The organism is Limosilactobacillus agrestis (assembly GCF_014145585.1).
Classification (GTDB): domain Bacteria; phylum Bacillota; class Bacilli; order Lactobacillales; family Lactobacillaceae; genus Limosilactobacillus; species Limosilactobacillus agrestis.
This window is the reverse complement of the sequence record NZ_JACIVF010000070.1, coordinates 1-26,378: the sequence shown is the minus strand read 5'-3', so window position 1 is coordinate 26,378 and position 26,378 is coordinate 1. Positions and strand designations below refer to the sequence as shown.

The following is a 26,378-nucleotide window of genomic DNA, read 5'->3' as shown; positions in this document are numbered from 1 at the left end:
GATAAGCATGATTCTGACGGAATTGCATTTACATCACTTTCGAAACTATCAGGATCTAACCGTTCACTTCAACCCTGGAGTGAACGTTTTAATTGGTCATAATGCACAGGGTAAAACGAATATGCTAGAGGCAATTTATGTCCTTTCCCTGACCAAGAGTCATCGAACAAGTAATGACCATGAACTTATTAAGTGGCAAGAAAAATCGGCCTTAATAAGTGGCACAGTAGAGAAAAGTATTGGCAAAATTCCGCTTGAATTACAATTTTCAGGTAAGGGTAAAAAGGCAAAGGTAAATCATTTAGAACAAGCGCGGTTATCACAGTATGTGGGTCAACTAAATGCAATATTGTTTGCTCCAGAGGATTTATCATTGGTAAAAGGGTCACCAGCTTTACGACGCCACTTTATGGATCGAGAGTTTAGTCAGATGAGCAGCAAATATCTCTACAATGCAGGTCAATATCGCACACTCTTACGACAAAAAAACAAATATTTAAAACAGTTAAAATATAAGCAACAAACTGATCGTGTTCTTTTAGGCGTTTTATCTGATCAGCTTGCTGCTTTTGGTGCGGAAGTAACTATCGCCCGTCAGCATTTTCTAAAGCACCTTGAAGGATGGGCAGCTGATTTACATCAAGAGATTTCGCTAAATAAGGAATCATTACGGCTTGAATATGTTAACCAATTAAAAGTTAATGATGAGACTACTGTTGAAGAGGCGTACCAAGCCCTTTTTAAGTTATATCAGGATAACGAACAGCGTGAAATTGAGCAGGGGACGACAATTTACGGTCCACATCGTGATGATATTCGCTTCCTGGTAAATGATAAAAATGTTCAGGCTTTTGGGTCACAAGGACAACAGCGAACGACAGCACTATCAGTAAAACTAGCAGAGATTGATTTGATGAAAGAGCAAACCGGCGAGTATCCATTATTATTGTTAGACGATGTGTTATCGGAATTAGATACAATTCGCCAAACACACTTATTGACAGCCATTCAGAATAAAGTTCAAACATTTTTGACGACAACTAGTCTGAGTGATGTTGCTCGCCAGCTAATTAATGAACCCACGATTTTTGAAATTGAGCACGGCACTTTGAATAAGGAGGAAGTAAAGTGAGCAACGAACAACAAAAAGAAACCAAGATGGAATTGGCTAGCGAATATGATGCTAGTCAAATTCAGGTTTTAAAGGGATTAGACGCAGTTCGAAAGCGTCCAGGAATGTATATTGGTTCCACTTCAGCTCAAGGACTTCATCACCTTGTTTGGGAAATTGTCGATAATGGAATTGACGAAGCCTTAGCAGGATTCTGTGATGAAATTAATGTTGTAGTTAATCCAGATAACAGTATTACTGTTAAGGATAATGGTCGTGGAATTCCTGTTGATACGCAAAAGGAAACAGGAAAGTCAGCCTTAGAAACTGTCTTTACTGTTCTGCACGCTGGAGGAAAATTTGGTGGCGGCGGATATAAGGTTTCTGGGGGCCTTCACGGGGTGGGGGCATCTGTTGTAAATGCCTTATCCACTGAATTGGACGTTAAAGTTGCTCGTCAAGGTAAACGTTACTACATGGATTTTGATCATGGTCACGTTAAGTCTGCTATGAAGGTAATTGAAGAAGGGCTTCCAGAAACTGAGCATGGTACGACTGTTCACTTTAAGCCAGATCCAGAAATTTTCCGTGAAACAACGACTTATAATATTAAAACTTTAACTGATCGTCTAAGAGAGTTAGCCTTCTTAAACAAGGGACTTAAGATTACGATCGAAGACTTACGACAAGAAGATCATGAACGTAAAGAATTCCATTATGAAGGCGGAATTCGTCATTATGTTGAATATCTCAATGAAGACCAAAACGTTTTATTTGATCCACCGATTTACGTAGAAGGTAAGGAAAATGATATTACCGTTGAAGTCTCTTTACAATATACAGATTCATACCGTAGTAACCTACTAACTTTTACTAACAATATTCATACTTATGAAGGTGGGACTCATGAGACCGGATTTAAGATGGCTCTTACACGAGTTATTAACGACTATGGTCATAAAGCTGGTGTCTTAAAGTCTAATGAAACCTTATCAGGGGATGATGTGCGTGAAGGTTTAACTGCCGTTGTCTCCATTAAGCACCCTGACCCGCAATTTGAAGGGCAGACTAAGACTAAGTTAGGAAACTCAGATGCACGAACAGCGACAGATCATGTCTTTGCGGCAACATTTAACCGGTTCTTATTAGAACACCCAGAGGAAGCGCGGCAAATTATTGAAAAAGGCCAACTTGCTTCCAAAGCACGAGTAGCGGCTAAGCGTGCACGTGAAGTTACCCGCAAAAAGAGTGGTCTTGAAATTAGTAATTTACCAGGTAAGTTAGCTGATAATACAAGTAAGGATCCGGAAATTTCAGAATTGTTTATCGTCGAGGGTGATTCCGCTGGTGGATCAGCAAAGCAAGGGCGTTCTCGGCTTACCCAGGCCATCCTTCCAATTCGAGGAAAGATCTTGAACGTTGAAAAAGCAACCCTTGACCGTGTTTTAGCTAATGATGAAATTCGTTCGTTATTTACTGCTCTTGGAACAGGATTTGGTGATGACTTTGATATTACAAAGGCTAATTACCATAAATTAATTATCATGACTGATGCGGATGTCGATGGGGCTCACATTCGGACATTACTTCTAACTTTGTTCTACCGCTTTATGAAGCCAATGATTACGCATGGATATGTTTATATCGCCCAACCGCCGCTATATCAAGTTCGGCAAGGTAAATTTGTAAAATACATTGACTCTGATGAAGAACTAGAACAGGTAGTAAGCTCACTGCAACCAAGTCCTAAGCCAGTTATTCAACGTTATAAGGGGTTAGGTGAAATGGATGCTGAGCAATTATGGGAAACGACAATGGACCCTGAGAATCGGCACCTATTACGAGTACAATTAGATGATGCAGAACAGGCTGATAAGATTTTTCCAATGCTAATGGGAACCAAGGTAGGACCACGACGCGACTTTATTGAGCAAAATGCTAGGTTCGTTGAAAATCTTGACCTGTAATTAACCGTTGTTTACTGCTGACGCAAAAAAGGAGGAACGACATTGGCTGAACATGATATGCCTAATCGGATCACGGATGTAAATCTTACGAGTCAGATGAAAAACTCATTCTTGGATTATGCAATGAGTGTTATTGTTTCACGTGCGCTTCCAGACGTCCGTGATGGATTAAAACCGGTACAACGCCGGATTCTATATGGGATGAATGAATTAGGGGTTACGCCAGACAAACCTTACAAGAAGTCAGCCCGGATTGTCGGGGATGTAATGGGTAAGTTCCACCCTCATGGGGACTCTTCGATTTATGAAGGACTTGTGCGGATGGCTCAAGACTTTAGTTATCGTTACATGCTCGTTGATGGTCACGGTAACTTTGGGTCGGTTGATGGTGATGGAGCTGCCGCTATGCGTTATACCGAAGCAAAGATGAGCAAAATTGCGGTTGAAATGCTTCGAGACATCAACAAAGATACCGTTAATTTCCATGATAACTATGATGGTACGGAAAAAGAACCAGATGTGTTACCAGCCCGTTTTCCTAATTTATTAGTTAATGGTGCTTCAGGGATTGCCGTGGGAATGGCTACCAATATCCCAACCCATAATTTAGGGGAAGTCATTAACGGGATCCATATGTTAATGAATAATCCAGATATTACAACGGAAGGCCTAATGAAGGCTATTCCGGGTCCAGATTTTCCAACTGGAGGAGTAGTAATGGGTAAGTCTGGTATCCGGAAGGCTTATGAAACCGGGCGGGGAACTATTACTGTTCGTGCAAAAGTTGATATTGAAGAACAAAAGAATGGTAAGCAACGGATCATTGTCCACGAAATTCCCTACATGGTTAATAAGGCAAAGTTAATTGAACGGATTGCTGAATTAGCACGGAATAAAGATATTGATGGTATTACTGATGTTAATGACGAAACTGACCGTGATGGAATGCGGATCGTAATTGATGTTCGTCGGGATGCTAGTGCAGAAGTTATCTTGAATAACCTTTACAAGATGACATTGATGCAAACAACATTTAATTTCAATATGCTGGCAATTGTGAACGGTGCTCCGAAGATTTTAAGTTTGAAGCAAATTTTGCAATATTACCTTGAACACCAAGAATCAGTTGTACGTCGACGGACAGAATTTGAATTAAAGAAAGCCCAAAATCGTGCGCATATTGTTGCTGGATTGCGGATCGCTTTAGACCATATTGATGAAATAATTAATATTATTCGTAATTCACAAACAAGTGAAGTAGCGAAGAATGAGTTGATGAATAATTATGGTTTATCAGATCGGCAAGCACAAGCTATTCTTGATATGCGATTAGTTCGGTTGACTGGCCTCGAACGTGAAAAGATAGAGGATGAATACCAAAAATTAATGGCAGCAATTGCCGATTATAAGGATATTCTTGCTCATCGCGAACGGATTAACCAAATCATTTATGATGAATTAATGGAAATTCAAAAACGCTTTGGGGATGAACGCCGGACTGAGCTTCAAGTTGGTGATATTACTAATATTGAAGATGAAGACCTAATTGAAGAAGAAGATATTATCGTTGCATTAACCCACAATGGATACATTAAACGTCTTCCAGTTGATGAATTTAAATCTCAGCATCGTGGAGGCCGTGGGGTTAAGGGAATGGGAGTTCATAAAGATGACTTTATTGAACAACTAATTTCTAGCTCAACTCATGATATGCTGCTCTTCTTTACTAATTCAGGAAAGGTATACTCCATGAAGGGATATGAAGTTCCTGAATATGGACGGACTGCTCAAGGAATTCCAATTATTAACCTTCTTGGTATTAATAATAAAGAGAAGATTAGCGCTGTTATCAATGTTTCACATGAAACTAACGATGATGATAAATATCTCTTCTTTACTACTAAGCTAGGCACCGTTAAACGGACAGCAGTAACAGAATTTAAGAATATTCGAAGCAATGGATTGAAGGCACTTAATCTTCATGAAAATGATGAATTAATTGATGTGGAAGTTATTAGTGAAGAGCAACCGATGATTATTGGTACTCATAATGGGTATGCCCTTAGCTTTAAATCATCAGTTGTTCGGTCAATGGGACGAAGCGCAGCCGGAGTTCGTGGAATTCGCTTACGAGATGGAGACTACGTAATCGGCGCTGCCCCTCTTAACCCTAATAGCAATGTTCTTGTAATTAGTGAAAATGGTTTCGGAAAGCAAACTGCTGCTTCGGAATACCCAATCAAAGGACGAGGCGGACTAGGAGTTAAGACGGTTAACGTTACTGAGAAGAATGGTTCGTTAGTTGGTTTAACAACTGTCAATGGTGATGAAGATATCATGCTGGTTACCGATCAAGGAGTAATTATTCGTTTTGGTATTGAAAGTGTATCGCAAACTGGTCGGTCAGCTGTTGGTGTTCACTTAATTAAGATGGATAACGACGCCCGTGTTGCTACGATTGCAAAGGTTGATAAAGAGGTAGATGAGGAGACTGAAAAAGTAACTAATAATCCATCACAAGAAGAAAGTCAACCAACAGAAAATTAAAAAATAAAGTGAAAAGGTAGATATTTTACGTATATATAATTATAGTGACCGCAACATTTAGGATTTCTTGTTAGATGCTCCTTGTTTTAAATAGAATTTTATGCTATATTTTATGTCTGTGAGTATACGTAATGACGTCTACTTTCCTTGTTCTTCTCAAATAGCGAGAAGAGCCAGAGTCCATAAGGAGGTGTAACATTCATGGAAACACGCAAATATGAAATTACTTACATCATTCGTCCTGATATTGAAGAATCTGCAAAGAGCGAATTGGTAGACCGATTCGACAAGATCTTAGCGGACAATGGTGCAACTATCGCTGACTCAAAGGATTGGTCAACTCGTCGTTTTGCTTACCCAATTGCTAAGTACACTGAAGGTACTTACCACGTGGTAAACTTAACTACTGATTCAGATCAAGCTTTAAACGAATTTGATCGTTTAGCTAAGTTCAGTGATGATATCCTACGTCACATGATTGTTAAGCTTGATGCTTAATTAATTTGTCAATAAAGTAAAGAGAGGAGAAAGATCTATGCTTAATCGTGCAGTCTTAACTGGGCGTTTAACAAGAGATCCCGAGTTGCGGTACACAACCAGCGGGACGGCAGTTGTTTCATTTACGTTAGCTGTTGATCGGCAATTCCGAAACCAAAATGGTGATCGTGATGCTGACTTTATCAATTGCGTTATTTGGCGTAAATCCGCTGAAAACTTTAGTAACTTTACGCACAAGGGTTCACTTGTTGGCATTGAAGGGCGTATTCAAACCCGGAATTATGAAAACCAACAGGGTAACCGTGTATATGTTACCGAAGTTGTTGTCGATAACTTTGCATTGTTAGAGCCTCGTCAAAATGGTGGAATGAACCAATCAACGGCTCAACAACCATTTAATAGTAACCAACAATCATTTGGTGCTCAGGCTCCACAATATGGTAGTCAACCACAACCTGGAAATAATGCTCCTCAAAGTAATCCGTCACCAAGTATGGATAATGGTTTCGATCCCAATCAAAATGCTGGCAACCAGTTCCCTGGAAGCAGTGATGATGGTGGTCAATCCATTGATTTAGCTGATGACGAATTACCATTCTAAATAAATTTTTACTCAGAATAGGAGGGTAATTTCATGGCACAACAACGTCGGGGCGGACGTCGTCGTCGTAAGGTCGACTTCATCGCCGCAAACCATATCGAATACATCGATTACAAAGACACTGATTTATTACGTCGGTTCATTTCTGAACGTGGTAAGATCTTACCACGTCGGGTTACTGGTACTAGTGCTAAGAACCAACGTAAGTTAACTATCGCTATCAAGCGTGCACGGATTATGGGTCTTTTGCCATTTGTTGCAGAAGATTAGTTTCCGCAAGAATAAAAATAATAAAGAGGCCGAGGTTTACTCAGCCTCTTTATTATTTTAAATTTTTGTTCCCTTCTCGATAATTATTCGACTGCTATATTAATATTCTTATGTATTAATAATCATTAGATGATATAATCTATTGACTAAGTATTTGATGTGATATGATAGATTTATCCGATTAATAATTTAAAGCTATTTTAGGAGGACTAGCATGCGAAAAATTTTCAGTCGCGAGAACTGGGAAGGTTATCTTAAACACCCAGCCGTCCGCTGGAATATCTGCTATATAGTGCTTTTAACAATTATTGGGCTTATTTTAGGGTTTATGGATAACTGGATTATTGGACTAATTATTTTAGTAATCGCAGTTATTGGTGGAGCTATTAGCATTCGGCGGTTAAGGAAATTAGTAGTCGATGCTCATGAATATTTAAATGAATTAACGTATAAGGTCCAACGTGGGCAACAAGAAGCATTGCTAGAAATGCCCATGGGAATGATTATGTTAAATAAGCGCCATGAAGTTGAATGGATTAATCCCTATATGGCGCGTTATTTTAATCTTGAAATTGTTGTAGGGAAGCCGATTGCAGATGTTGATGAAAAATTAGCGGAATTAATAAAAGATCATGCGGATGATAAGCAAACCCAAGTAGTAACCTGGCGTGATCACCAATTTGAATTTTTGGTTCAGCATCACGGACAGGTAGTATATTTATTAGATATTACAAAATATGAGCAGATTAGTGCGCAATATAAGGATGAACAAATCTTTATTGGTAATATCTACCTAGATAATTATGATGAGCTGATTCAAGGGATGAATGATTCCGATGTTTCTAATCTTCATAATTACGTAACTTCACAAATAAGTGATTGGGCAGTTGCTAACCACTTGTTGATGAAGATTATTGATGATGATAACTACTTGATTATTGGACATCAAGCTTCGTTAAAAGAACTTGAAAAGCAAAAATTTAAGATTCTTGATGTTATTCGCGAAAATACATCTAAACAAAATTCTCCGGTTACTCTTAGTGTCGGAATTGCTTATGGCGAAAATGATTTGATAAAGCTGGCCGATATAGCGCAAAATAACCTTGACCTTGCATTAGGTCGTGGTGGAGACCAAGTTGTTGTTCGTGCTCAAGATCAGGAGGCCCGTTTCTATGGTGGTAAAACCAATCCAATGGAGAAGCGGACCCGGGTACGAGCACGGATGATTAGTCAAGCATTGCAAGAATTAATGACGCAATCAGATCAATTATTCGTAATGGGACATATCAATCCAGATATGGATTCAATTGGTGCCTGTTTAGGGATTCGACGGATTGCAGAAATGAATGGTAAGGAATGCTGGATTGTGATTGATGACGAACATCCACATTCTGATATTCAACGGTTGATGCGTGAGATTGATAATTACCAAACGATTAAGGATCATATTATCTCACCGGCCGAAGCTTTAGAAAAAGCAACGAATAACAGTTTGTTAGTGCTGGTTGATCATGCTAAGCGGGGAATTACCATTGCCCCTGAATTATATGATAAAATGCAAAACAGACTTGTTATCATTGACCACCACCGTCGTGGCGAGGAATTTCCTGAAAATCCATTACTTGTTTATATCGAACCATATGCTTCATCAACTTGTGAGTTAATTACAGAAATGTTTGAATATCAACCACGTGAAGGAAAAGGGCTTAACAAGCTTGAAGCAACGGCAATGCTAACTGGGATTCAGGTTGATACAAAGTCATTTACCAAGAGTGCAGGTACACGAACTTTTGATGCAGCTAGTTACTTGCGATCTGCCGGTGCTGATGGTTTGATGATTCAATCATTTATGAAAGAAAATCCAGAAACTTTCATGATGCGTAATCATTTGATTTCAAGAGCTGAAATAAATGATAAAATAGCATTATGTACGGGCGAAGAAGGACAGGTTTATGATCCTGTTACTGCTGCCCAGGCTGCTGATATGTTGCTCCAAATGAGTGGGATTGAAGCTTCATTTGTAATTTTTGAACGTGCTGATAATAAGATTGGGATTTCAGCACGCTCAATGGGAAACGTTAACGTCCAGGTAATCATGGAAAAAATGGGTGGTGGCGGTCACCTTGCAAATGCTGCTACACAAATCAGTGATAAAGATATTACTCAGGTTAAGCAAGAGTTAATCGACATTCTAACTAAACCTGATAAAGAGCAGGACGATATAGAGGAGTGATCATAATGAAAGTTATTTTTACACAAGATGTACGGGGACGTGGTCAACGTGGTCAAATTAAGGAAGTGCCAGATGGCTATGCCCAAAACTACTTAATTAAGCGTGGATTAGCAAAACAAGCAACTAAGGCAGCGATGAGCCAATTGAAGGGCCAACAACGTGCTGAAGAAAAACATGCTGCTGAAGAATTAGCTGATGCCAAGCGAATGAAGAAGATTCTTGAAGATGATAATACAGTTGTTGAATTAAGCGGAAAAGCCGGTACAGATGGTCGGATGTTTGGTTCAATTTCAACAAAACAAATTGCAACTGCTTTACAAAAGCAATTTAACCTTAAAATTGATAAGCGAAAGATTGAGCTAGCAGCCCCAATTAAGGCGCTTGGCTACGTTAATGTGCCAATTAAGCTTCATCCAGAAGTAGAAGCTCAAATTCGTGTTCACATTGCTGAAAAGTAATGAGGGTGAATAGATTTAAGGAGCGGTATCGTCATGGATAATGCACCAGTGCAAGAAGAGCCACGCGATATTGAAGCAGAAAAAGCAGTTCTTGGAGCTGCTTTTTTAAGTAAAAACGCGTTGGCCGATGCGATGGAATATCTTGAGCCACAAGATTTTTATCGAAAGGCTCACCAAATCATTTTTGAAAAGATGGTCCAATTAAATAATGAGGACCAGCCAATCGATCCGTTAACGATGAAAAACGTTCTTGATCAGGATAATCAAACGGAAAATGTTGGTGGAGTTGCTTATATTGCAGAACTTGCAACGGCAGTTCCGACTGCTGCTAACGTTGTCTATTATTCTAAAATTGTTCATGATAAGGCGATTTCACGGCGGTTGATCAATACTGCAACTAAGATTATCAATGATAGCTATGCCGGAAATGACAAAATTGAAGATCAACTTGACCGGGCTGAGCAAGAAATTATGTCAGTTTCGGAAAACAGTCGTCAAACTGGTTTTAAGAGTATTAGTGACGTTTTACAAGAGTCAATTAATCATGTTAGCGAGCTATCTAGTCAGGATTCGGAGATTACGGGGCTTTCAACTGGGTATGCCCAATTAGATGAGATGACGACTGGCCTTCATAAAGACGAGTTGGTGATTATTGCTGCACGGCCTGCTGTTGGAAAGACCGCCTTTGTGTTGAATATTGCCCAAAACGTTGCCACTAGAACTGATAATACAGTTGCAATTTTCAGTCTTGAAATGGGTGCGGAGTCTTTAGCAAACCGGATGCTCTGTGCTGAAGGGAACATTAATGCTAACCATTTACGGACAGGACAGCTTACTCAAGATGAATGGCAAAGTTTATTTATTGCCACTGGAGCCTTAAGTAATGCTAGTATCTATATTGACGATACACCGGGAATCAAGGTAGCGGAAATTCGGGCACGTTGTCGACGATTAGCAAAGGAAAAAGGTAACTTAGGATTGATCGTAATTGATTACCTTCAATTGATTGAAGGAAGTAATCCTGATAACCGACAACAAGAAGTTTCAGAAATTTCTCGACAACTAAAGAAGCTGGCAAAGGAATTAGAGGTTCCGGTTATTGCCCTGTCACAGTTGTCTCGGGGAGTTGAACAACGACAAGATAAGCGCCCTGTTTTATCTGATATTCGTGAATCAGGATCGATTGAACAGGATGCGGATATTGTTAGTTTCCTTTATCGTGATGACTATTATGAGCACGATGAAGATTCAGATGATAATAACCAGGGAAATAATCAAGATGACGATGGATCCAATGCAAGTGAAGTTGAAGTCATCATCGAAAAGAATCGTAGTGGTCCGCGTGGGACAGTTAAATTATTATTTGCAAAATCTTATAATAAATTTACTTCGATTTCTTATATTCCTGAAGATAATAATTAAAAACTAAATTTTTGAGAGGGCATTTCAGTAAAACTGAGGTAGCCCTTTTAGTGCGCTTAAGACATTAAAAATGTTTTTACAAAAATAAACGGGATGGTAATAATTGAGGAGGCGTAAATAATGAACCGTCAAGGCGTAGAATTAAAATGGCTGTTATTTGGAATGTTTCTCGGAAGTATTGGGAATAGTTTTGTTTGGCCATTAACAACAATTTATATTCACGATCAGTTGCATGAGTCATTAACTGTTTCGGGAATCGTTTTGCTCTTTTATTCGGGAGCAAATGTTGTCGGAAGTTATATTAGCGGAATGCTATTTGACCGAGCTAACCCGCGGAAATTAATGATTGGCGGGACACTGCTAGCGACCATCGTAATGGCTATTATGATTTTTTTCAATGGCTGGCCGATATATGGAATTCTTTTAACGGTCATTGGGTTCTTTAACGGTTGGATCATTACAATGGTTAATTCTTTTGCGACCCGTTCAGGACGAGATGGGCGTTATGTCTTTAATATGTTGTATTTTGCCAATAACTTGGGAATGGTGATTGGAACTACTATTGTCGGTCCACTTTATCAGTATGCGGATGGTAATGTTTCTCCAATGTTTTTAATTACCACAATCTTATATACAATGTTCTCCCTTGTCGTTATCTTTTTCTTTAAAGATAGTCAACAAACAGCTGCAAAGGCTGAAGATGAGGAAGATAAAGAGACTAAGCCAATTAATATTAAGTTGCCCCAAGCTAACTTATGGATTAACTGGATTTTCTTCATTGCCTTAGTTGTAATTTGGACAATGTATGAACAATGGGCAAGTAACTTATCGGTTTTCATGACTGATCAAGGAATTTCAATGACGAAATATAGTTTGCTTTGGACCTTAAACGGGATCTTGATTGTTATCTTTCAACTGGGGATTACTTGGCTTAATCGGTGGGTTAATCGCCCATATATGCAAGTATTAGTTGGAATGTTTACAATTGGTTTTTCCTTTGTTTTATTACTTTACGCCCACTCATATAGTTGGTTTGTTGCGGCAATGGTAGTTTTGACAATTGGTGAGGCCACAGCTTTGCCAACAATGCCTGCCATTGTAAACAGCCTTTCACCGGTTGCCGTTAAAGGAAAGTATCAGGGGATTTTAAACGCATTTTCTTCTTTGGGAAAAGCAATCGGTCCGCTATTTGGTGGATTGATGATTGAAGCGACCTCCTATCATATCCTCTTTATTATTTGTGCGATTTCAATTTTTGTAATGGAACTAATAGTAGTCTTTGTTATTAAGGTCAAGCGGGCAAAAGCAGTTGAATATTAAAGAAGGGATTAGATGTTTTACAATAATTTTGATAATGTTCATGGTGAAGACCGTTACGGAATGGTAGGAAAGACAGGGGACCCTTTTAGGGAAGAATGTGAACTAGGAATATCTTGTTATCAGTGCTGTGAACAGCCGTTAGTAATTGCAGAAAGAAATTGGATGGATACGAATAATGATGACTCGCAACGGTACCAAATTGTGGTAGTTTGTGAGCATTGTGGTGCTATTGATGAATTTATTGTTAATGATGGTCAAGAGCATCGAATTAGTAAATTGAAACATAGTAAATACCAGCCAACAGAAAAGAATATTATAAATAATGGAACTGTGGACTAGAATGTTCATGGTTCTTTTTTAAATTCGTTTTTATAACCAAAACCTGAGAGATTTGCTATGATGGTAGTTGAAATCAAATTAAAAGCAATGAGGTGAATGTTGATGAAAACCAAGAAATATCGTTACACTGGAAAAGACTTTGATATTAAGAAGGCACCAACTAAGGTAAAAGATTCTGCTGATGATCTTAAGAAGATAAAAAAGAAGATCAAGAGAAATGTAAAGTCAATCAAGAATGCGCAAAAGATGATGTATGCACGGCGTCATTATGGTGTTTTAGTAGTATTTCAAGCAATGGATGCGGCAGGAAAAGATAGTATGATTTCGCATATCTTTGCAGGTGTAAATCCAGTTGGGTTTAAGGTTGCTAACTTTAAACAACCAACTGGACGCGAATTACGTCATGATTATCTCTGGCGAATAAATCGTGAATTGCCAATGCGTGGTGATATTGGTGTTTTCAATCGATCCTATTATGAAGATGTTCTTGTTTCACGTGTTCACCCTGCTTTAATTTTACAAGCTAATATTCCAGGAATTGAGTCTGTTCATGATGTTAATAACAAATTCTTTGATAGTCGCTATGAAGATATTCGCCAGTATGAAAGTTATCTAACGCGGAATGGTTACTTAATTGTAAAATTCTTCCTCCATGTATCAAAAGAAGAACAGAAGAAGCGATTCTTAGCGCGGATTGATACCCCAGAAAAGAATTGGAAGTTCTCTGCAGCTGATATTCGCGAACGTCAATATTGGGACGATTACCAAAAGGCATATGAGAAGGCAATTAATGCTACTGCTACAAAGGAAAATCCATGGTATGTTATCCCGGCTGATGATAAGTGGTATTCACGTTTAATTGTATCTGATATTTTGACAAAGAAGATTAATAGTTTGCCATTAGCTTATCCCGAGGTTTCACCAGAAAAAGAAATGAGTTTACTTCAGGCAAGAAAAGAATTAATGGCAGAAGATGCCTAGATAAAAAAGGACGCTCGAATGACGTCCTTTTTATTAATGTCTTTAGACCTAGTTGAGTGCGTGAGCAGAGCGAATGCACGAAACAAAAGTAATCGGGAAATTATCAACATTACTACCAGATTTGTAGAAATTTTGAAAGGTTGCTGAACTAAATGGAAGGTAGTTTTCTCGGCTGTCCTTCTCTGATTTTTTTCAGTTTCTTTCAATAATAAGTCGTAATTTGGTTCATACATTTGTGTAAGTCCTTGCATGTCAGGTGGAGATGCAAAGATAATTCCAATAATATTAGGATGATTTTTGTAATAATACCTTGTTAGAACCGAAGCTATGTCCTGCTAAAACAATGCGTTTATAACCCAATTCATAAGCTTTCTTGATCAACATTTTGACATCTTTTAAACAATTTTCGAATATTTCAAAAGTTGTACCCAAAGTTACTGAATTTTCACTTTTAGTAATAATATCATTGGGACTGGAATAGCCACTAGATTAAGGCACAGTATTATTAGATATTTTGAGTAAAGACAAAGTTGGTTATCAAATATATACGTATTTAAACATAATTTTTTTAACACATCTTAATGCCTTTTCTAAATTATTCTTCACTCTCATCAACAGTATTGACTTTAAGCTGTAGTAAAAATAGTGATTAAAAAGAAATGATAATTTTTAGAATTAAATCACTTCTCTTTAGGGATACGACGATCATTTTTTATTTCAAGTAAAGAAACCTTATTTTTACTTACAAATTTTTCAGTTCCATCTCGTACTGCTTGACTATAATATTCTTTTTTATAATCGACAATACGTGAAATTTCTTCTAATCTCTCTAGCCTCTTCTTCAATGTCTTATCAAGATTAATAAACAAACTTAAACGATTTGATAGGGTTATATCACCTTCCAAATTCCACTTTATAAAGAGCTTAATATCTTTTAAAGGCATATTCACCTCTTTTAAACATTCAATAATTTCTATGGCATCAATGTTTTCACTATTAAATTTTCGATGGCCTGACGCGTCTTTATTCAAATTTGGGATTAAGCCTTCTTGATCATAGTATCTTAAAGTTGATACTGAAAGATTAAACATTTTTGCAACTTCACCAATAGTATAGCTATTTTTCTCCATAAAATTTTTCCTTTTTTCTTGACCTAAAGTTAACTTTAAGTCCTATTATATACTTATTAATTTAATTAATTTAATCAAAGAAAGGAAATTTCAATGAAATTTAACAATACAAGTCTTGCTAATGATAGTAGAGTATTTAATATTAATCCTAAAATTCAAGTTCAAAATGTACGTTTTGGTAATCGTTATGGTTTTACCATTGCTGGACATCTTTATTTACCAGAGGACTTTACCACAGAAAAACAATATGCTGCAATTGCAATTTCAGGACCTTTTGGTGCCGTTAAGGAACAAGTAAGTGGTTTATATGCTCAAACACTAGCTGAAAAAGGCTTTGTTACATTAGCCTTTGATCAGTCAATGACTGGTGAAAGTAGTGGTAATGTTCGTAATATGGCTTCTTCTGATATTTTTGTTGAAGATTATTCTGCAGCAGTTGATTATTTAGGAGTGCAACCATTTATCAACCGTGAACGTATCGGAGCAATTGGAATCTGCGGATTGGGTTCTCATGTTTTAACTGCTGCAGCTGTTGACGTTCGCATTAAGGCGGTTGCTACAAGTGTAATGTATGATATGTCTGACTCAATGTGGAAAGGCCTTAATAATAGTAAAACTGAAGAACAACGAAAATTAGAAAAAGATTACTTAGCTAAAATACGTTGGCAAGAAGCTGAAAATGGCTATGTTCCTGGTCCTCATGAGTTAGACTTTGACCAAAATAATAAGCCAATTTATTGGAAAAAGATGTTTGGTGATACGCTTCCAGTAAATGCTGATCCCGTAACAACTGAATTCTTTAAGTATTATGTTAAACGCGCTTTTCATCCTCGCTCTATTAATTCAAATGGTGCCTGGGATGCAACAACACCAATGGGTTACTACAATTTTCCACTTCAACAAAAAATTGAAACTATTGATGCACCAAAATTAATTGTAACTGGTGAAAAAGCACATTCTCGTTATATGGCGGAAGAAGCATATAACCGTCTTAAAGATCCAAAGGAATTAGTAATAGTGCCTAATGCTACTCACGTTGACTTATATGATCAAGTTAATAAAATTCCTTTTGATGCCTTTGATAATTTCTTCAGAACCAATTTGAAATGATTTACGTGTTTTAAAGATGTACTTGTGAGTAAAGAAGTAAATTGCTAATGTAGAACAGAAAATCAGTTAGATTTAGGAATTAAAGATAATGATATTATTGAAACTCTAAAGAAGAGTGATCGTCGTTATCCCATGACAAAGACTAAGTCAGCTATTGAAGAATTAGAAGTACTTGGCGCAATTAAAATTATTTCTAAGCGTCCTAAACAGCATGTAATTAAAATTTTATAATAAAAAAAGACCACCCGCTTAAGCGGTGGTCTTTTTTTACATGATGGGCAGTCAGGGGATCGAACCCTGGACCCACGGATTAAGAGTCCGTTGCTCTGCCAGCTGAGCTAACTGCCCATGTCTTTGACAACATAAATTATAATATCAACTTCCGATCACTTTCGCAAGTGTTTTTTTGAATTTATTTAATAAATTTCCAAATTAATATTTTGATTAGATATCTAACTGTTATAATTAACAATAAAATAAAAACTAGGAGTAATTTCATGGGATTAAAAAAAGAAAAATTTGAGCAAATGAACCGTTTATTGCGTAACTATATGATTAACATGAAGCATTTTTATACTGAATTTGCCCCAGAATTAGACATAACTCCACAGCAAGCGCATACGCTTTTTTATATCGAAAAGCATGCGGGGCTTATTCAACGAGAATTAGGTGACCATTTTCATTTGCGGAATGCCAGTGTTACAAGTATGGTAAAAAATCTTGAACGAGATGGCTATATTATCCGCAAGTCAGATCAAGAGTCAGCACGAATTAAGCGTATTTTTCTCACTAAAAAAGGGATAGAAAAGACTAATAAGGTGAGAGAAATATTTGATAAAGCTTATTTGCAGATTATTGCCCGTCTCGATGAAGAAGATATTAATACAATAATTAATGGAATGACTAATATTAATGATAGTCTCAAAAAATAAGTTAGTCACTTGACAGTTAGGTACCTATGTGTTTAAATGTTAATCATCATTAAAGTTAGATACTTAACTGTTAGGAGGGTTATACTTTGAGCAGAAATAAATTTAGTTTTCGAAGTTTCTTTAGTTTAATAAATCAATTGCATCCGCATTATATTAAACTTTTTACGGGGATTTTGCTGGGCTTTATTTCCACAGGGGCCAATCTATTCGTACCCCAATTAGCGCAGAAGTTAATTAATAATTTCAAGAGTATTAGTCCAACTTTGGCCATTTTGACAGTTGTAATTTTTATTGCTGGATTAATTACAAGTGCATTGTCTGGGTTGTTATTAGGGATCTTTGGTGAAAATGTTGTTGCTAAATTACGGAAACAATTATGGCAAAAATTACTTAAAATGCCCGTAAAATATTTTGATGATGTTAAAACAGGTGAAATCAGTTCACGATTAGTTAATGATACGTCACAAGTAAAGGATTTACTTGCTTCAACATTACCAAATGCAATGACATCACTGTTACAATTCGTGGGAGCATTGGTTATTATGCTAGCAATGGATTGGCGCATGACATTATTGATGTTTGTAGCGGTTCCTTTAGTAATTTTAGTTATGTTACCGGTGATGAATCAGTCGCGTAAAATTGGACGTGTCCGGCAAGATGAATTAGCAAAATTTTCCAGTGATTCAACTGATGTATTAGGCGAAGTACGATTGGTTAAGTCTTCCAACGGTGAAGAACATGAACTAGCAAAGGGAAATCATCGTATTGACAATTTATATCATGTCGGTAGAAAAGAAGCATTGATAAATTCTGTAACGCAACCAATTACAAACATGCTGATGATGATAATGTTTCTGGGAATTCTTGGCTACGGAGCAATTCGTGTTATGAATAATGCAATGACGATGGGCGCTTTAGTCTCGTTTTTAATGTATCTTTTTCAAATTATTAGTCCCGTGGTTATAATTAGTCAGCTCTTTAACAATATGGCTAAAACTAGTGGGGCCACGGAACGTATTCAACAAATCTTAACCGAACCGGAAGAATTTATTACTGATAAAGCAGAAAAAGATATTACAAGTGCGCCATTGAGATTTGAGAATGTCGATTTTGCATATGAAGAAGGTAAGCCAGTCTTACGAGATATTAATTTTAAAACTAAACCAAATGCTGTAGTAGCCTTTGCAGGTCCATCTGGAGGCGGAAAATCAACAATTTTCTCGTTGATTGAACGATTCTATCAGCCAACAGGTGGGAAAATTTTGATCGGTGAAGAAAATATTGAAAATATAGACTTAGCTAAGTGGCGTGAACAAATTGGTCTCGTAAGTCAAGATGCTGCAGTAATGCCAGGAACTATTCGTGATAATTTAACTTATGGATTACGAAGAGAAGTTTCAGATGAGGAGCTTTGGGACGCGTTAAGAATGGCTTATGCAGATAGTTTTGTCAGTGAAATGGAAGATCAGTTAGAAACTGAAATTGGTGAACGAGGGATTAAACTTTCCGGGGGACAACGGCAACGAATCGCAATTGCGCGAGCTTTTCTCCGTGATCCCAAAATCTTAATGCTTGATGAAGCTACTGCTAGCTTGGATGCTGAATCAGAGGCAATGGTTCAAAAAGCACTAGGGGACTTAATGCAAGGACGAACAACACTCGTAATTGCTCATCGCTTGAGCACAATTGTCGATGCGGATAAAATCTACTTTATCGAAAACGGAACAGTATCCGGCGCAGGAACCCATCAAGAATTATTAAAGACAACACCACTATATGCACAATATGTAAAAGATCAATTTAAATAAAAGAAAGACTGCGAAAAGCCAAAATTTCCGCAGTCTTTCTTTTATGTACAAAAAAGCGACTGAGATAAAATCTCAATCGCTGTAAACCTCTGATGGGCAGTCAGGGGATCGAACCCTGGACCCACGGATTAAGAGTCCGTTGCTCTGCCAGCTGAGCTAACTGCCCATATCCTTTAACAGAATACTTAAACAGTTTAACCCGTTCTTTATTAAATGTCAAATATTTTTTATAAGTTTTTAGAAGATATTTCTGAGACTTTTCCCTGTGCTATAATAGAGGCACTGATATAGCAGATTTAAATTAATTAATCAATTAACCCAATGGAGGGAATCATTGATATGGCAAAGAAAATTTTAGTTGTTGACGATGAAAAACCAATTTCTGATATCATCAAATTTAACCTTGAAAAAGAAGGATATGAAGTTGTCGTAGCCTATGATGGCGAAGCAGCGTTAGAACAAGTTGAAGCAGAAAATCCTGATTTAATTATTCTCGACCTAATGCTGCCGAAGATCGATGGACTGGAAGTAGCCAAGCGGGTTCGTGCTAAGCATACAATGCCGATTATTATGGTAACCGCTAAAGATTCTGAACTAGATAAAGTGTTAGGACTTGAACTTGGGGCTGATGACTATGTTACCAAACCATTCTCTAACCGGGAACTAGTGGCACGAGTAAAGGCTAATTTACGGCGTCAAGCAACTCTTAAGGCACCGGCAGAAGAAGAAAATAATACTGACATTCAAATTGGTGACCTTACGATTCATCCTGAGGCCTACACGGTAACTAAGCGGGGCGAAAATATTAATTTAACGCACCGTGAATTTGAGCTTCTCCATTACCTCGCTCAACATATTGGACAAGTTATTAACCGTGAACACCTTCTTCAGACTGTTTGGGGTTATGACTATTTTGGTGATGTACGGACAGTTGATGTTACTGTGCGGCGGCTTCGTGAAAAAATTGAAGATAACCCTAGCCATCCACAATGGCTAATTACCAGACGTGGTGTTGGTTATTACCTAGCAAATCCTGATCAGAATTAGAGGCTGAACCATTGTGAACAGCAAGTTAAAATTTTATCAATCGATTCGTTTTAAAATCGCTCTTGTGTTCGTGTTAATTTTAATGTTAACACTTGAATGTGTTGGAGCGGTTTTTGTGCGTCAATTAGAGCATCAAAATCTTAATACTTTTAAACAAACCATTGAATTACCGTCTTACGTTGATAATTCTTTAGCAGAGCAGTTATCACGATCTAATACTAAAAAGGCTAACAAACAGATTAACCAGATTCTTTCAGAAGTTAATAATAATAATATTTCTGAAATTCGGGTAGTTGATAATAAGAGTATTGTGCGGGGAACAAGTAATGCTGATAATCGGAGTGCAATCGGGCAAAAAACGACTGACCAGGCTATTAAAGCCACCCTGCTAAATAATCGGTCGCATACAGAAAATTTATACGACAATTCAAATCACACACGCTACTATGTAAATGTTATTCCCCTCGTTGATAATAGTAATAATAACGTGGTGGGAGCTGTTTATCTGCGGGCTAGTTTGGAAAGTGTTTACTCTAATATTAATAATATTACTTTGGTATACCTCTCCGCGGCAATGATTACGATTGTCCTTAGTTTAATCTTGGCAATTATTATTTCCCAGGAAATTACCCGACCGATTGAAGAAATGAGGAAACAAACACTACGAATTGCACGGGGAGTTTACTCGGGCCAAGTAAAAGTATTAGGAAACGACGAGTTAGGACAATTAGCAGGAGCAATTAATAATCTTTCTGTCCGGGTTGAAGAAGCGCAGGAGTCGAGTGATTCTGAGCGACGGCGACTTGATAGTATTTTATCCCATATGTCCGATGGGGTTTTAGCCACAGACCGACGGGGGAATGTAACAATTGTAAATAACATGGCGTTACAATTACTAGGTGTCGAAAATGAAGATGATTTAATTGGTAAGTCAATTATTGATGTTTTGGATATTCGCCATGAATATACTGTTCGTCAACTAGTAAATGGTGAACAGCGAGAGATGATAATTGATATGTCAAATTCTGGCAACAATCTAATCCTAAACGCTTATTTTTCACCAATTCAACGTGAATCCGGTTTTGTTAGTGGACTCGTCTGTGTTCTCCATGACGTAACGAGTCAACAAAAAGAAGAACGTGAACGAAAGCAATTTGTTTCAAACGTGTCGCATGAGTTGCGGACACCATTAACAAGCGTTCGTAGTTATGTCGAAGCATTGAGTGATGGTGCTTGGCAGGATAAAAAAATAGCTCCCAAGTTCTTAAGAGTTGTTCAGGACGAAACCGACCGGATGATTCGGATGATCAATGACCTGTTAAGTCTATCACGGATGGATGCAGGAACAACTAAACTTAATCTTGAATATGTAAATATTAATGAATTATTCAACTATATTTTGGATCGTTTCGATATGATTATAAAAAAGGGAGAAGATCCCAAAAAGAAAAAATATACCATTGAACGATACTTTACTAAGAAAGACTTATGGGTTGAGATTGATACCGATAAGTTTACCCAGGTAATTGATAACATTATGAATAATGCGATTAAATATTCTCCAGATGGTGGGGTGATTACAACACGCTTACTTGAGACACATAATCATGTTATTTTAAGTATTTCTGATCAAGGACTAGGAATTCCTCGAAAAGATCTTGGTCGAATTTTTGATCGATTCTTCCGAGTTGATAAGGCAAGAAGTCGAAAGCAAGGTGGGACCGGTTTGGGACTAGCTATTTCCAAGGAAGTTATCAATATGCTTGGCGGACAAATTTGGGTTGATAGTGTAGAAGGCAAGGGTTCCACATTCTATATTTCCTTGCCGTATGTACCGTATGAGGAGGAAGACTGGGATGATGAAGAAACTGAAAAGTAATTGGCAATCAATCGCCTTAACGGTTGTTGTGCTTCTTAGTTTATTCATTTCATGGATTGTTTGGACCAACCCCTTTCCTTTTGAGGGAGCACGACATGAAAGCCTCAATAATAACCAATCCCAACAATATACTCCGCAATCAATGGGGGATGTTTATCTCCCAACTAAAGCGGTTGAGACAGATAAAAAAGGAACTCAGAATCAATTATATAGCCCCAAAGCTAACTTGATTTTGAGTGTAAAAAAAGAATTAGGGAATTGGAAATTAGGGCGGACAAATGTTGTTAAACAAAATAATAGTGATGTTTACTTGAGTTATTTACGGCGGCGAAACTCATTAATGCTGACATATCCTGATGAGGTCCCCAGTTCGGTCTTCAATGAAACATTTTCACAGTCAATTGATACTGACCGGGTTAATCAGATTAACCATATTGTTATCCCATTAAATGGGCAGCATGAAATTTACTTGCTTGGTGACCATCATTATAGTGTGTACCGAGTACGGGTAGAGCAAGGAAAATTTAACCATATTCGTCAGCTCTTAAAGTCAATGGAGCAGATACCAGTTGACCATAAAATTATTAACGGGGTGGCAGTAATGATGTATCCGCGGTCTTTTGAATTACCAGCATTGGGATACCAAATCACGGCGCAAAATATTGATACTCTTAGTGCTAGCCTAATGAGCACTAACCAACACACAACAATTACTGCGAATCGGAATGATCACGAGACTACTTATACAGATGGAACCAATCGGCGGCTGATTTTTAATCACCAAGATGGGACTATTAAGTACGAAAATTATCTTAGTAAGGATGATCGGGAATCAACAGGCCAGATTTTCCCGCACTTCTATAATAAGTTGACGGCAATTGGGATCCCGCTTGATAATTTACGTTACGATGAGGTGAGTGAACATGGCCGGCGTTTAAACTACCGTGCATATGTTAATAGCTTTCCAATTTTCAATAGCAATGGTTATGGAGAAGTAACGCTTGAATCTACAAGTGGTGGGAATGAACGATTCTGGTTGAGCCTTTATAGCCTGCAAGTGCCATTACCAATCGATCACCAGATGGTTAAGCTCCCATCAAGTACCGATGTGATTAATCAATTACACGCAACAAACCGGATGCGAGATATAAAGGACTTACGGGTCGGGTATGTTTGGAAAAATAATAACGATAATCGTGTCGTAAAGTTAGTGCCCACATACTTCATTAAGTATCGCGGTCATTGGGTCGAATATACCGAGTTAGAAAAGTAGGAGGGTTAAAGAATGAATTTTAAACGTATTCAATGGATCTTTATCCTTGCCTTTTTGCTTTTTGATATCTTTGTTGGCAGCTCATTAATCTTAGAAACCAAATTTACAGTCTCTAATGGTCAGCAGAACCGGCAATCAACGGTGCTAAAAGAGATGCGCAATGATTCGATTAGTTATGGTAATCTTTCTAATAAGCAGCAAACAGGATATTATATTGCGGGGAAAAAATCATCTGATGGTGGAGTTTTAGAGCAGGAAACTGGAAAATTACGTAATCAAAATTTTCGCCTTTCTTCAGGAACATTGACCAGTGAATTTGATAAGCCAATTAAAACGACTGAAGCTAATGATATTCAGCACGCTAGCCGTCTGCTTAAAAATAAAAAAATGGTAAGCTTGGGAAATCATTATCGCTATAACAAGGAATTATCTGATAAAAATACCCTTGTTTATACGCAAATGCTAGAAGGAAAGCCACTATTTTCAACTGATGGACAAATTCGGTTTCGGATAAATTCTGACCATGAGATAACAGGTTATACGCAGACTTACTTACAAGATGTTGAAATTCTCCGGCAACGGTCAAATACGATTAGCCAACGCCGAGCTATTACTTGGTTGTATAAACATAATCAGATTCCTAATAACTCCCGCATTAGGTGGTCGGTATTAAGTTATTCTAAGTTGCTTAACACCACCACTGACGATAAAGCAGTCTATGTTCCAACATGGACCGTTGAAATTAAAACTAAAAACTCAGGAGCAATTCAACAATTACAAGTTAACGCCTTTAATAGCACAGTTATGAAGGAAACACCAGATAGTGTAAATACAAACTCGTTAAATAATAAGTAATTGAGGAGGAACTTTAAGTGACAGAAACGGATCCATTACGTTATAGTGTACTTGCGAGCGGGAGTACCGGGAATGTAACTTATTTGGAAACGCGCAACCACCGGATCTTAATTGATGCTGGTTTAAGTGGGAAGCGGATTGAAAATTTAATGAAAAAGATTGATCGATCATTAAAGGATGTCGATGCAATTTTTGTAACGCATGAACACAGTGATCATACGCATGGTGTTGGGGTATTGGCACGCCGTTATGGGATGGATGTTTATGCCAATGAAGGTACCTGGCAGGCAATGGCTAATAAAGTTGGTAAAGTCCCATTAGCACAAAAGCATATTATCGCACCAAATACTGTTAAGGACTTGGGAGACATGGATATTGAAAGTTTTGCGGTATCCCATGACGCGGCGCAACCACAATTTTACCAAGTTCACCACAATAATAAGACCTTCTGTATTATTACTGATACTGGTTATGTTTCTGATCGAGTTGCGGGAACTATTCGAAATGCGGATGCATATGTAATGGAATGTAATCATGATACGGAGATGTTGCGAATGGGTCCTTATTCCTGGCCATTAAAGCAACGGATCTTAGGGGATGAGGGACACCTTTCAAACGAAGAAGGCGCTGAAGCATTAATGAGTATTGTTGGTCGGCGAACCAAAGAAATTTTCCTCGGTCACCGTAGTCAACATAATAATATGCGATCATTAGCGCACTTAACAGTTGCAAGCTTGATGGAGCAGCATGACTTTGGCGTTGACCATGATTTTAAATTGCAAGATGCTGAACCAGAAGAACCAAGCAAGCTAATGACGTTATAATAAAAGAGATATCACGGTTTTTATCGACTTTATTCAATGATTTTTCATATTTAAATTGTAATTTGAAGATAGTGATTCTTTAACTTAGTGGAGGGTTTAATTGATGAATAAGATAAAACAAGCTTTTAAAAATCGGTTGTGGCTAGGCGTAATTATTGTCGGCCTATTTGCTGGTCTTATTGGTGGTGGGATCGCCTTAGGAATTAATAACCTGGTACAACACCATGAAGAAGTAACAAGTACACGAGTTCCAGCTGGATCTAATAAGTCTGGTGGTACAAAGGTTAATAAGAATAAGGCAGACTTAAACGGAGAGGCATCCCAAGCTTATAAGTCCGTTCAAGGAGCCGTTGTTAGTGTTATTAATAAACAAAAAGTTCAGCAATCAAGTGGGACGCTAGGGATTTTTGGTTATGGCAACAGTAGTAACGGAAGCAGCAGCAGTGATTCTTCTAGCGATAATAAATTAGAAACAGCTAGTGAAGGATCAGGAGTTATTTACAAGAAGAGTGGAAATTCGGCTTATGTTGTAACTAATAACCACGTTGTTAAAGGTTCAAACGCACTTCAGGTAATTTTAAGCAATGGTAAGAAAGTTAATGCTGATTTAGTTGGGGCGGATTCTGCAACCGACTTAGCTGTCTTGAAGATCAATGCTAGAAATGTTAAAACAGTTGCATCTTTTGGTAACTCTAATTCGATTGTTCCGGGTCAAGATGTTCTGGCAATCGGTTCACCAATGGGAAGTGAATATGCTAATACTGTAACGAAGGGGATTATTTCTGCTAAAGATCGGACGTTAAAAGCTGGCACTGATGGAACTTTGACATCGGTTATCCAAACGGACGCTGCTATTAACTCTGGTAATTCAGGTGGTCCATTAATTAACATGGCTGGTCAAGTTATCGGAATTAACTCAATGAAGCTTGCTTCCGATACCCAGGGATCTTCAGTTGAAGGAATTGGATTTGCTATCCCAAGTAATGAAGTTGTGACAATTATTAACCAGTTAATTAAGAATGGTAAAATAACCCGCCCATCACTCGGAATTAGTATGGTAGATCTTAGTAATGTTACTTCTGATCAACAGCAATCAGTCTTAAAATTGCCAACAAGCGTAAGCAAGGGTGTCGTAATTATGGATGTGAATAGTGGCTCAGTTGCTGATACGGCTGGGTTGAAAAAGTATGATGTCATCACAAAACTTGGTGATACTCGAGTTACAGATACAGGTTCATTAAAGGCGGCATTGTATAAATATAAGGTTGGGCAAACTGCTAACATTACTTACTACCGTGATGGTCAACAGCATACAGCAACCCTTCATTTAACAAAGAGCGCTGATACAACGTCAACTGATGACTCACAACAAAGTAGTAATTAATCGCTAAAAAGGGGGGACATAAGTCAGGTTCCCTTCATAAAAGACAAATAGCGCAGTACAACAGGCCTCCAACGCTCGGTAAAACCGAACATTGGAGGCCTGTTGTTGCTTACGGCTAAGTCTGAACGAAAATCAGCCGACCATCTTGGGGCTGTGACATAAGTCCCTAATAATAAACGGAGTTGGATGAAATCTTCGGATTTCATTCAGCTCCGTTTTCCTTTAAAATATAGATATGTTGAAAAAAGAAAAAGGCATCGACTGACCCTCGATGCCTTCAATACCCTCGAAAGGATATACATAATAATGCAGAACAATTATAACATTAATCAACTTAGTTTGGCTATGGCAACTGACTATCAACCTGAAGAAAATCATCCAGCTTATTA

The 26,378-nt window shown here is 37.8% G+C and carries 23 protein-coding genes and 2 tRNA genes; 22 read left to right on the top strand and 3 right to left on the bottom strand.

The window, feature by feature from the left end; all coding sequences use genetic code 11:
* Positions 1–7 precede the first annotated feature (7 nt).
* The 12 genes from recF to H5R88_RS08420 all read left to right on the top strand — a co-directional run bounded on the left by recF (position 8) and on the right by H5R88_RS08420 (position 13,747).
* Positions 8–1,132, top strand: coding sequence for a DNA replication/repair protein RecF (gene recF / locus H5R88_RS08475; RefSeq protein ID WP_182600781.1), 1,125 nt, complete (start codon positions 8–10; stop codon positions 1,130–1,132).
* Between the two features lie 26 nt (positions 1,133–1,158).
* Positions 1,159–3,078: a DNA topoisomerase (ATP-hydrolyzing) subunit B gene (gene gyrB, locus H5R88_RS08470; RefSeq protein ID WP_220477600.1), complete on the top strand. Its 1,920-nt coding sequence runs from the start codon at positions 1,159–1,161 to the stop codon at positions 3,076–3,078.
* Between the two features lie 42 nt (positions 3,079–3,120).
* Positions 3,121–5,625 carry a DNA gyrase subunit A gene (gene gyrA / locus H5R88_RS08465; RefSeq protein WP_182578796.1) on the top strand — a complete coding sequence of 835 codons (2,505 nt, stop codon included), beginning with the start codon at positions 3,121–3,123 and terminating at the stop codon, positions 5,623–5,625.
* Between the two features lie 201 nt (positions 5,626–5,826).
* Positions 5,827–6,123 carry a 30S ribosomal protein S6 gene (gene rpsF / locus H5R88_RS08460; RefSeq protein WP_003665235.1) on the top strand — a complete coding sequence of 99 codons (297 nt, stop codon included), beginning with the start codon at positions 5,827–5,829 and terminating at the stop codon, positions 6,121–6,123.
* Positions 6,124–6,160: 37 nt separating this feature from the next.
* On the top strand, positions 6,161–6,724 hold the full coding sequence (gene ssb, locus H5R88_RS08455; RefSeq protein ID WP_182578797.1) for a single-stranded DNA-binding protein: 564 nt from the start codon (positions 6,161–6,163) through the stop codon (positions 6,722–6,724).
* A 33-nt stretch (positions 6,725–6,757) separates the two neighbouring features.
* Positions 6,758–6,994, top strand: coding sequence for a 30S ribosomal protein S18 (gene rpsR / locus H5R88_RS08450; protein ID WP_003665240.1), 237 nt, complete (start codon positions 6,758–6,760; stop codon positions 6,992–6,994).
* Positions 6,995–7,208: 214 nt separating this feature from the next.
* Complete coding sequence (locus tag H5R88_RS08445; protein ID WP_182578798.1) at positions 7,209–9,227, top strand: DHH family phosphoesterase; 2,019 nt, start codon at positions 7,209–7,211, stop codon at positions 9,225–9,227.
* A gap of 5 nt (positions 9,228–9,232) precedes the next feature.
* Positions 9,233–9,685 carry a 50S ribosomal protein L9 gene (rplI, locus tag H5R88_RS08440; RefSeq protein ID WP_019251853.1) on the top strand — a complete coding sequence of 151 codons (453 nt, stop codon included), beginning with the start codon at positions 9,233–9,235 and terminating at the stop codon, positions 9,683–9,685.
* A gap of 33 nt (positions 9,686–9,718) precedes the next feature.
* Complete coding sequence (gene dnaB / locus H5R88_RS08435; RefSeq protein WP_182578799.1) at positions 9,719–11,107, top strand: replicative DNA helicase; 1,389 nt, start codon at positions 9,719–9,721, stop codon at positions 11,105–11,107.
* A 120-nt stretch (positions 11,108–11,227) separates the two neighbouring features.
* On the top strand, positions 11,228–12,427 hold the full coding sequence (locus tag H5R88_RS08430; RefSeq protein ID WP_182578800.1) for an MDR family MFS transporter: 1,200 nt from the start codon (positions 11,228–11,230) through the stop codon (positions 12,425–12,427).
* Positions 12,428–12,439: 12 nt separating this feature from the next.
* Positions 12,440–12,766: a hypothetical protein gene (locus H5R88_RS08425; RefSeq protein WP_182578801.1), complete on the top strand. Its 327-nt coding sequence runs from the start codon at positions 12,440–12,442 to the stop codon at positions 12,764–12,766.
* A 96-nt stretch (positions 12,767–12,862) separates the two neighbouring features.
* The gene (locus H5R88_RS08420) at positions 12,863–13,747 is read left to right on the top strand and encodes a PPK2 family polyphosphate kinase (RefSeq protein ID WP_182600780.1); all 885 of its coding nucleotides are present in this window, start codon (positions 12,863–12,865) and stop codon (positions 13,745–13,747) included.
* 680 nt (positions 13,748–14,427) lie between these two features.
* On the opposite strand, the gene H5R88_RS08415 is transcribed toward H5R88_RS08420, so the two are convergent.
* Complete coding sequence (locus H5R88_RS08415) at positions 14,428–14,877, bottom strand: MerR family transcriptional regulator (protein ID WP_182578803.1); 450 nt, start codon at positions 14,875–14,877, stop codon at positions 14,428–14,430.
* A 93-nt stretch (positions 14,878–14,970) separates the two neighbouring features.
* On the opposite strand from H5R88_RS08415, the gene H5R88_RS08410 reads away from it, so the two are divergent.
* Positions 14,971–15,987, top strand: a complete 1,017-nt coding sequence (locus tag H5R88_RS08410) for an alpha/beta hydrolase (RefSeq protein ID WP_182578804.1) — start codon at positions 14,971–14,973, stop codon at positions 15,985–15,987.
* Between the two features lie 275 nt (positions 15,988–16,262).
* On the opposite strand, the gene H5R88_RS08405 is transcribed toward H5R88_RS08410, so the two are convergent.
* Positions 16,263–16,335, bottom strand: a tRNA-Lys gene (locus tag H5R88_RS08405).
* Between the two features lie 149 nt (positions 16,336–16,484).
* Here H5R88_RS08405 and H5R88_RS08400 point away from each other — a divergent pair.
* Together H5R88_RS08400 and H5R88_RS08395 are read left to right on the top strand one after the other, a co-directional pair.
* A complete protein-coding gene (locus H5R88_RS08400) occupies positions 16,485–16,919 on the top strand; it encodes a MarR family winged helix-turn-helix transcriptional regulator (protein ID WP_182578805.1) in 435 nt (144 codons plus the stop codon).
* Between the two features lie 86 nt (positions 16,920–17,005).
* Positions 17,006–18,727: an ABC transporter ATP-binding protein gene (locus tag H5R88_RS08395; RefSeq protein ID WP_182600779.1), complete on the top strand. Its 1,722-nt coding sequence runs from the start codon at positions 17,006–17,008 to the stop codon at positions 18,725–18,727.
* Positions 18,728–18,820: 93 nt separating this feature from the next.
* Here H5R88_RS08395 and H5R88_RS08390 read toward each other — a convergent pair.
* Positions 18,821–18,893: transfer RNA gene (locus H5R88_RS08390), tRNA-Lys, on the bottom strand.
* A gap of 173 nt (positions 18,894–19,066) precedes the next feature.
* Between H5R88_RS08390 and yycF the strand changes: the two genes are divergently transcribed.
* The 7 genes from yycF to H5R88_RS09610 all read left to right on the top strand — a co-directional run.
* A complete protein-coding gene (gene yycF / locus H5R88_RS08385; protein WP_011953351.1) occupies positions 19,067–19,774 on the top strand; it encodes a response regulator YycF in 708 nt (235 codons plus the stop codon).
* Positions 19,775–19,787: 13 nt separating this feature from the next.
* Positions 19,788–21,653, top strand: a complete 1,866-nt coding sequence (gene walK / locus H5R88_RS08380; RefSeq protein ID WP_182578808.1) for a cell wall metabolism sensor histidine kinase WalK — start codon at positions 19,788–19,790, stop codon at positions 21,651–21,653.
* Entirely contained in the window at positions 21,631–22,926 is a 1,296-nt protein-coding gene (locus H5R88_RS08375) for a YycH family regulatory protein (protein ID WP_182578809.1), read from the top strand. The genes walK and H5R88_RS08375 overlap by 23 nt, the downstream gene beginning before the upstream one ends.
* A gap of 12 nt (positions 22,927–22,938) precedes the next feature.
* Complete coding sequence (locus tag H5R88_RS08370; protein WP_182578810.1) at positions 22,939–23,781, top strand: two-component system regulatory protein YycI; 843 nt, start codon at positions 22,939–22,941, stop codon at positions 23,779–23,781.
* Positions 23,782–23,798: 17 nt separating this feature from the next.
* A complete protein-coding gene (locus H5R88_RS08365; protein ID WP_182578811.1) occupies positions 23,799–24,605 on the top strand; it encodes an MBL fold metallo-hydrolase in 807 nt (268 codons plus the stop codon).
* Between the two features lie 103 nt (positions 24,606–24,708).
* Positions 24,709–25,989, top strand: a complete 1,281-nt coding sequence (locus H5R88_RS08360) for a S1C family serine protease (protein ID WP_182600778.1) — start codon at positions 24,709–24,711, stop codon at positions 25,987–25,989.
* A 186-nt stretch (positions 25,990–26,175) separates the two neighbouring features.
* A partial coding sequence (locus H5R88_RS09610; RefSeq protein ID WP_220477592.1) for a hypothetical protein occupies positions 26,176–26,378 on the top strand: 203 nt, incomplete at its 3' end.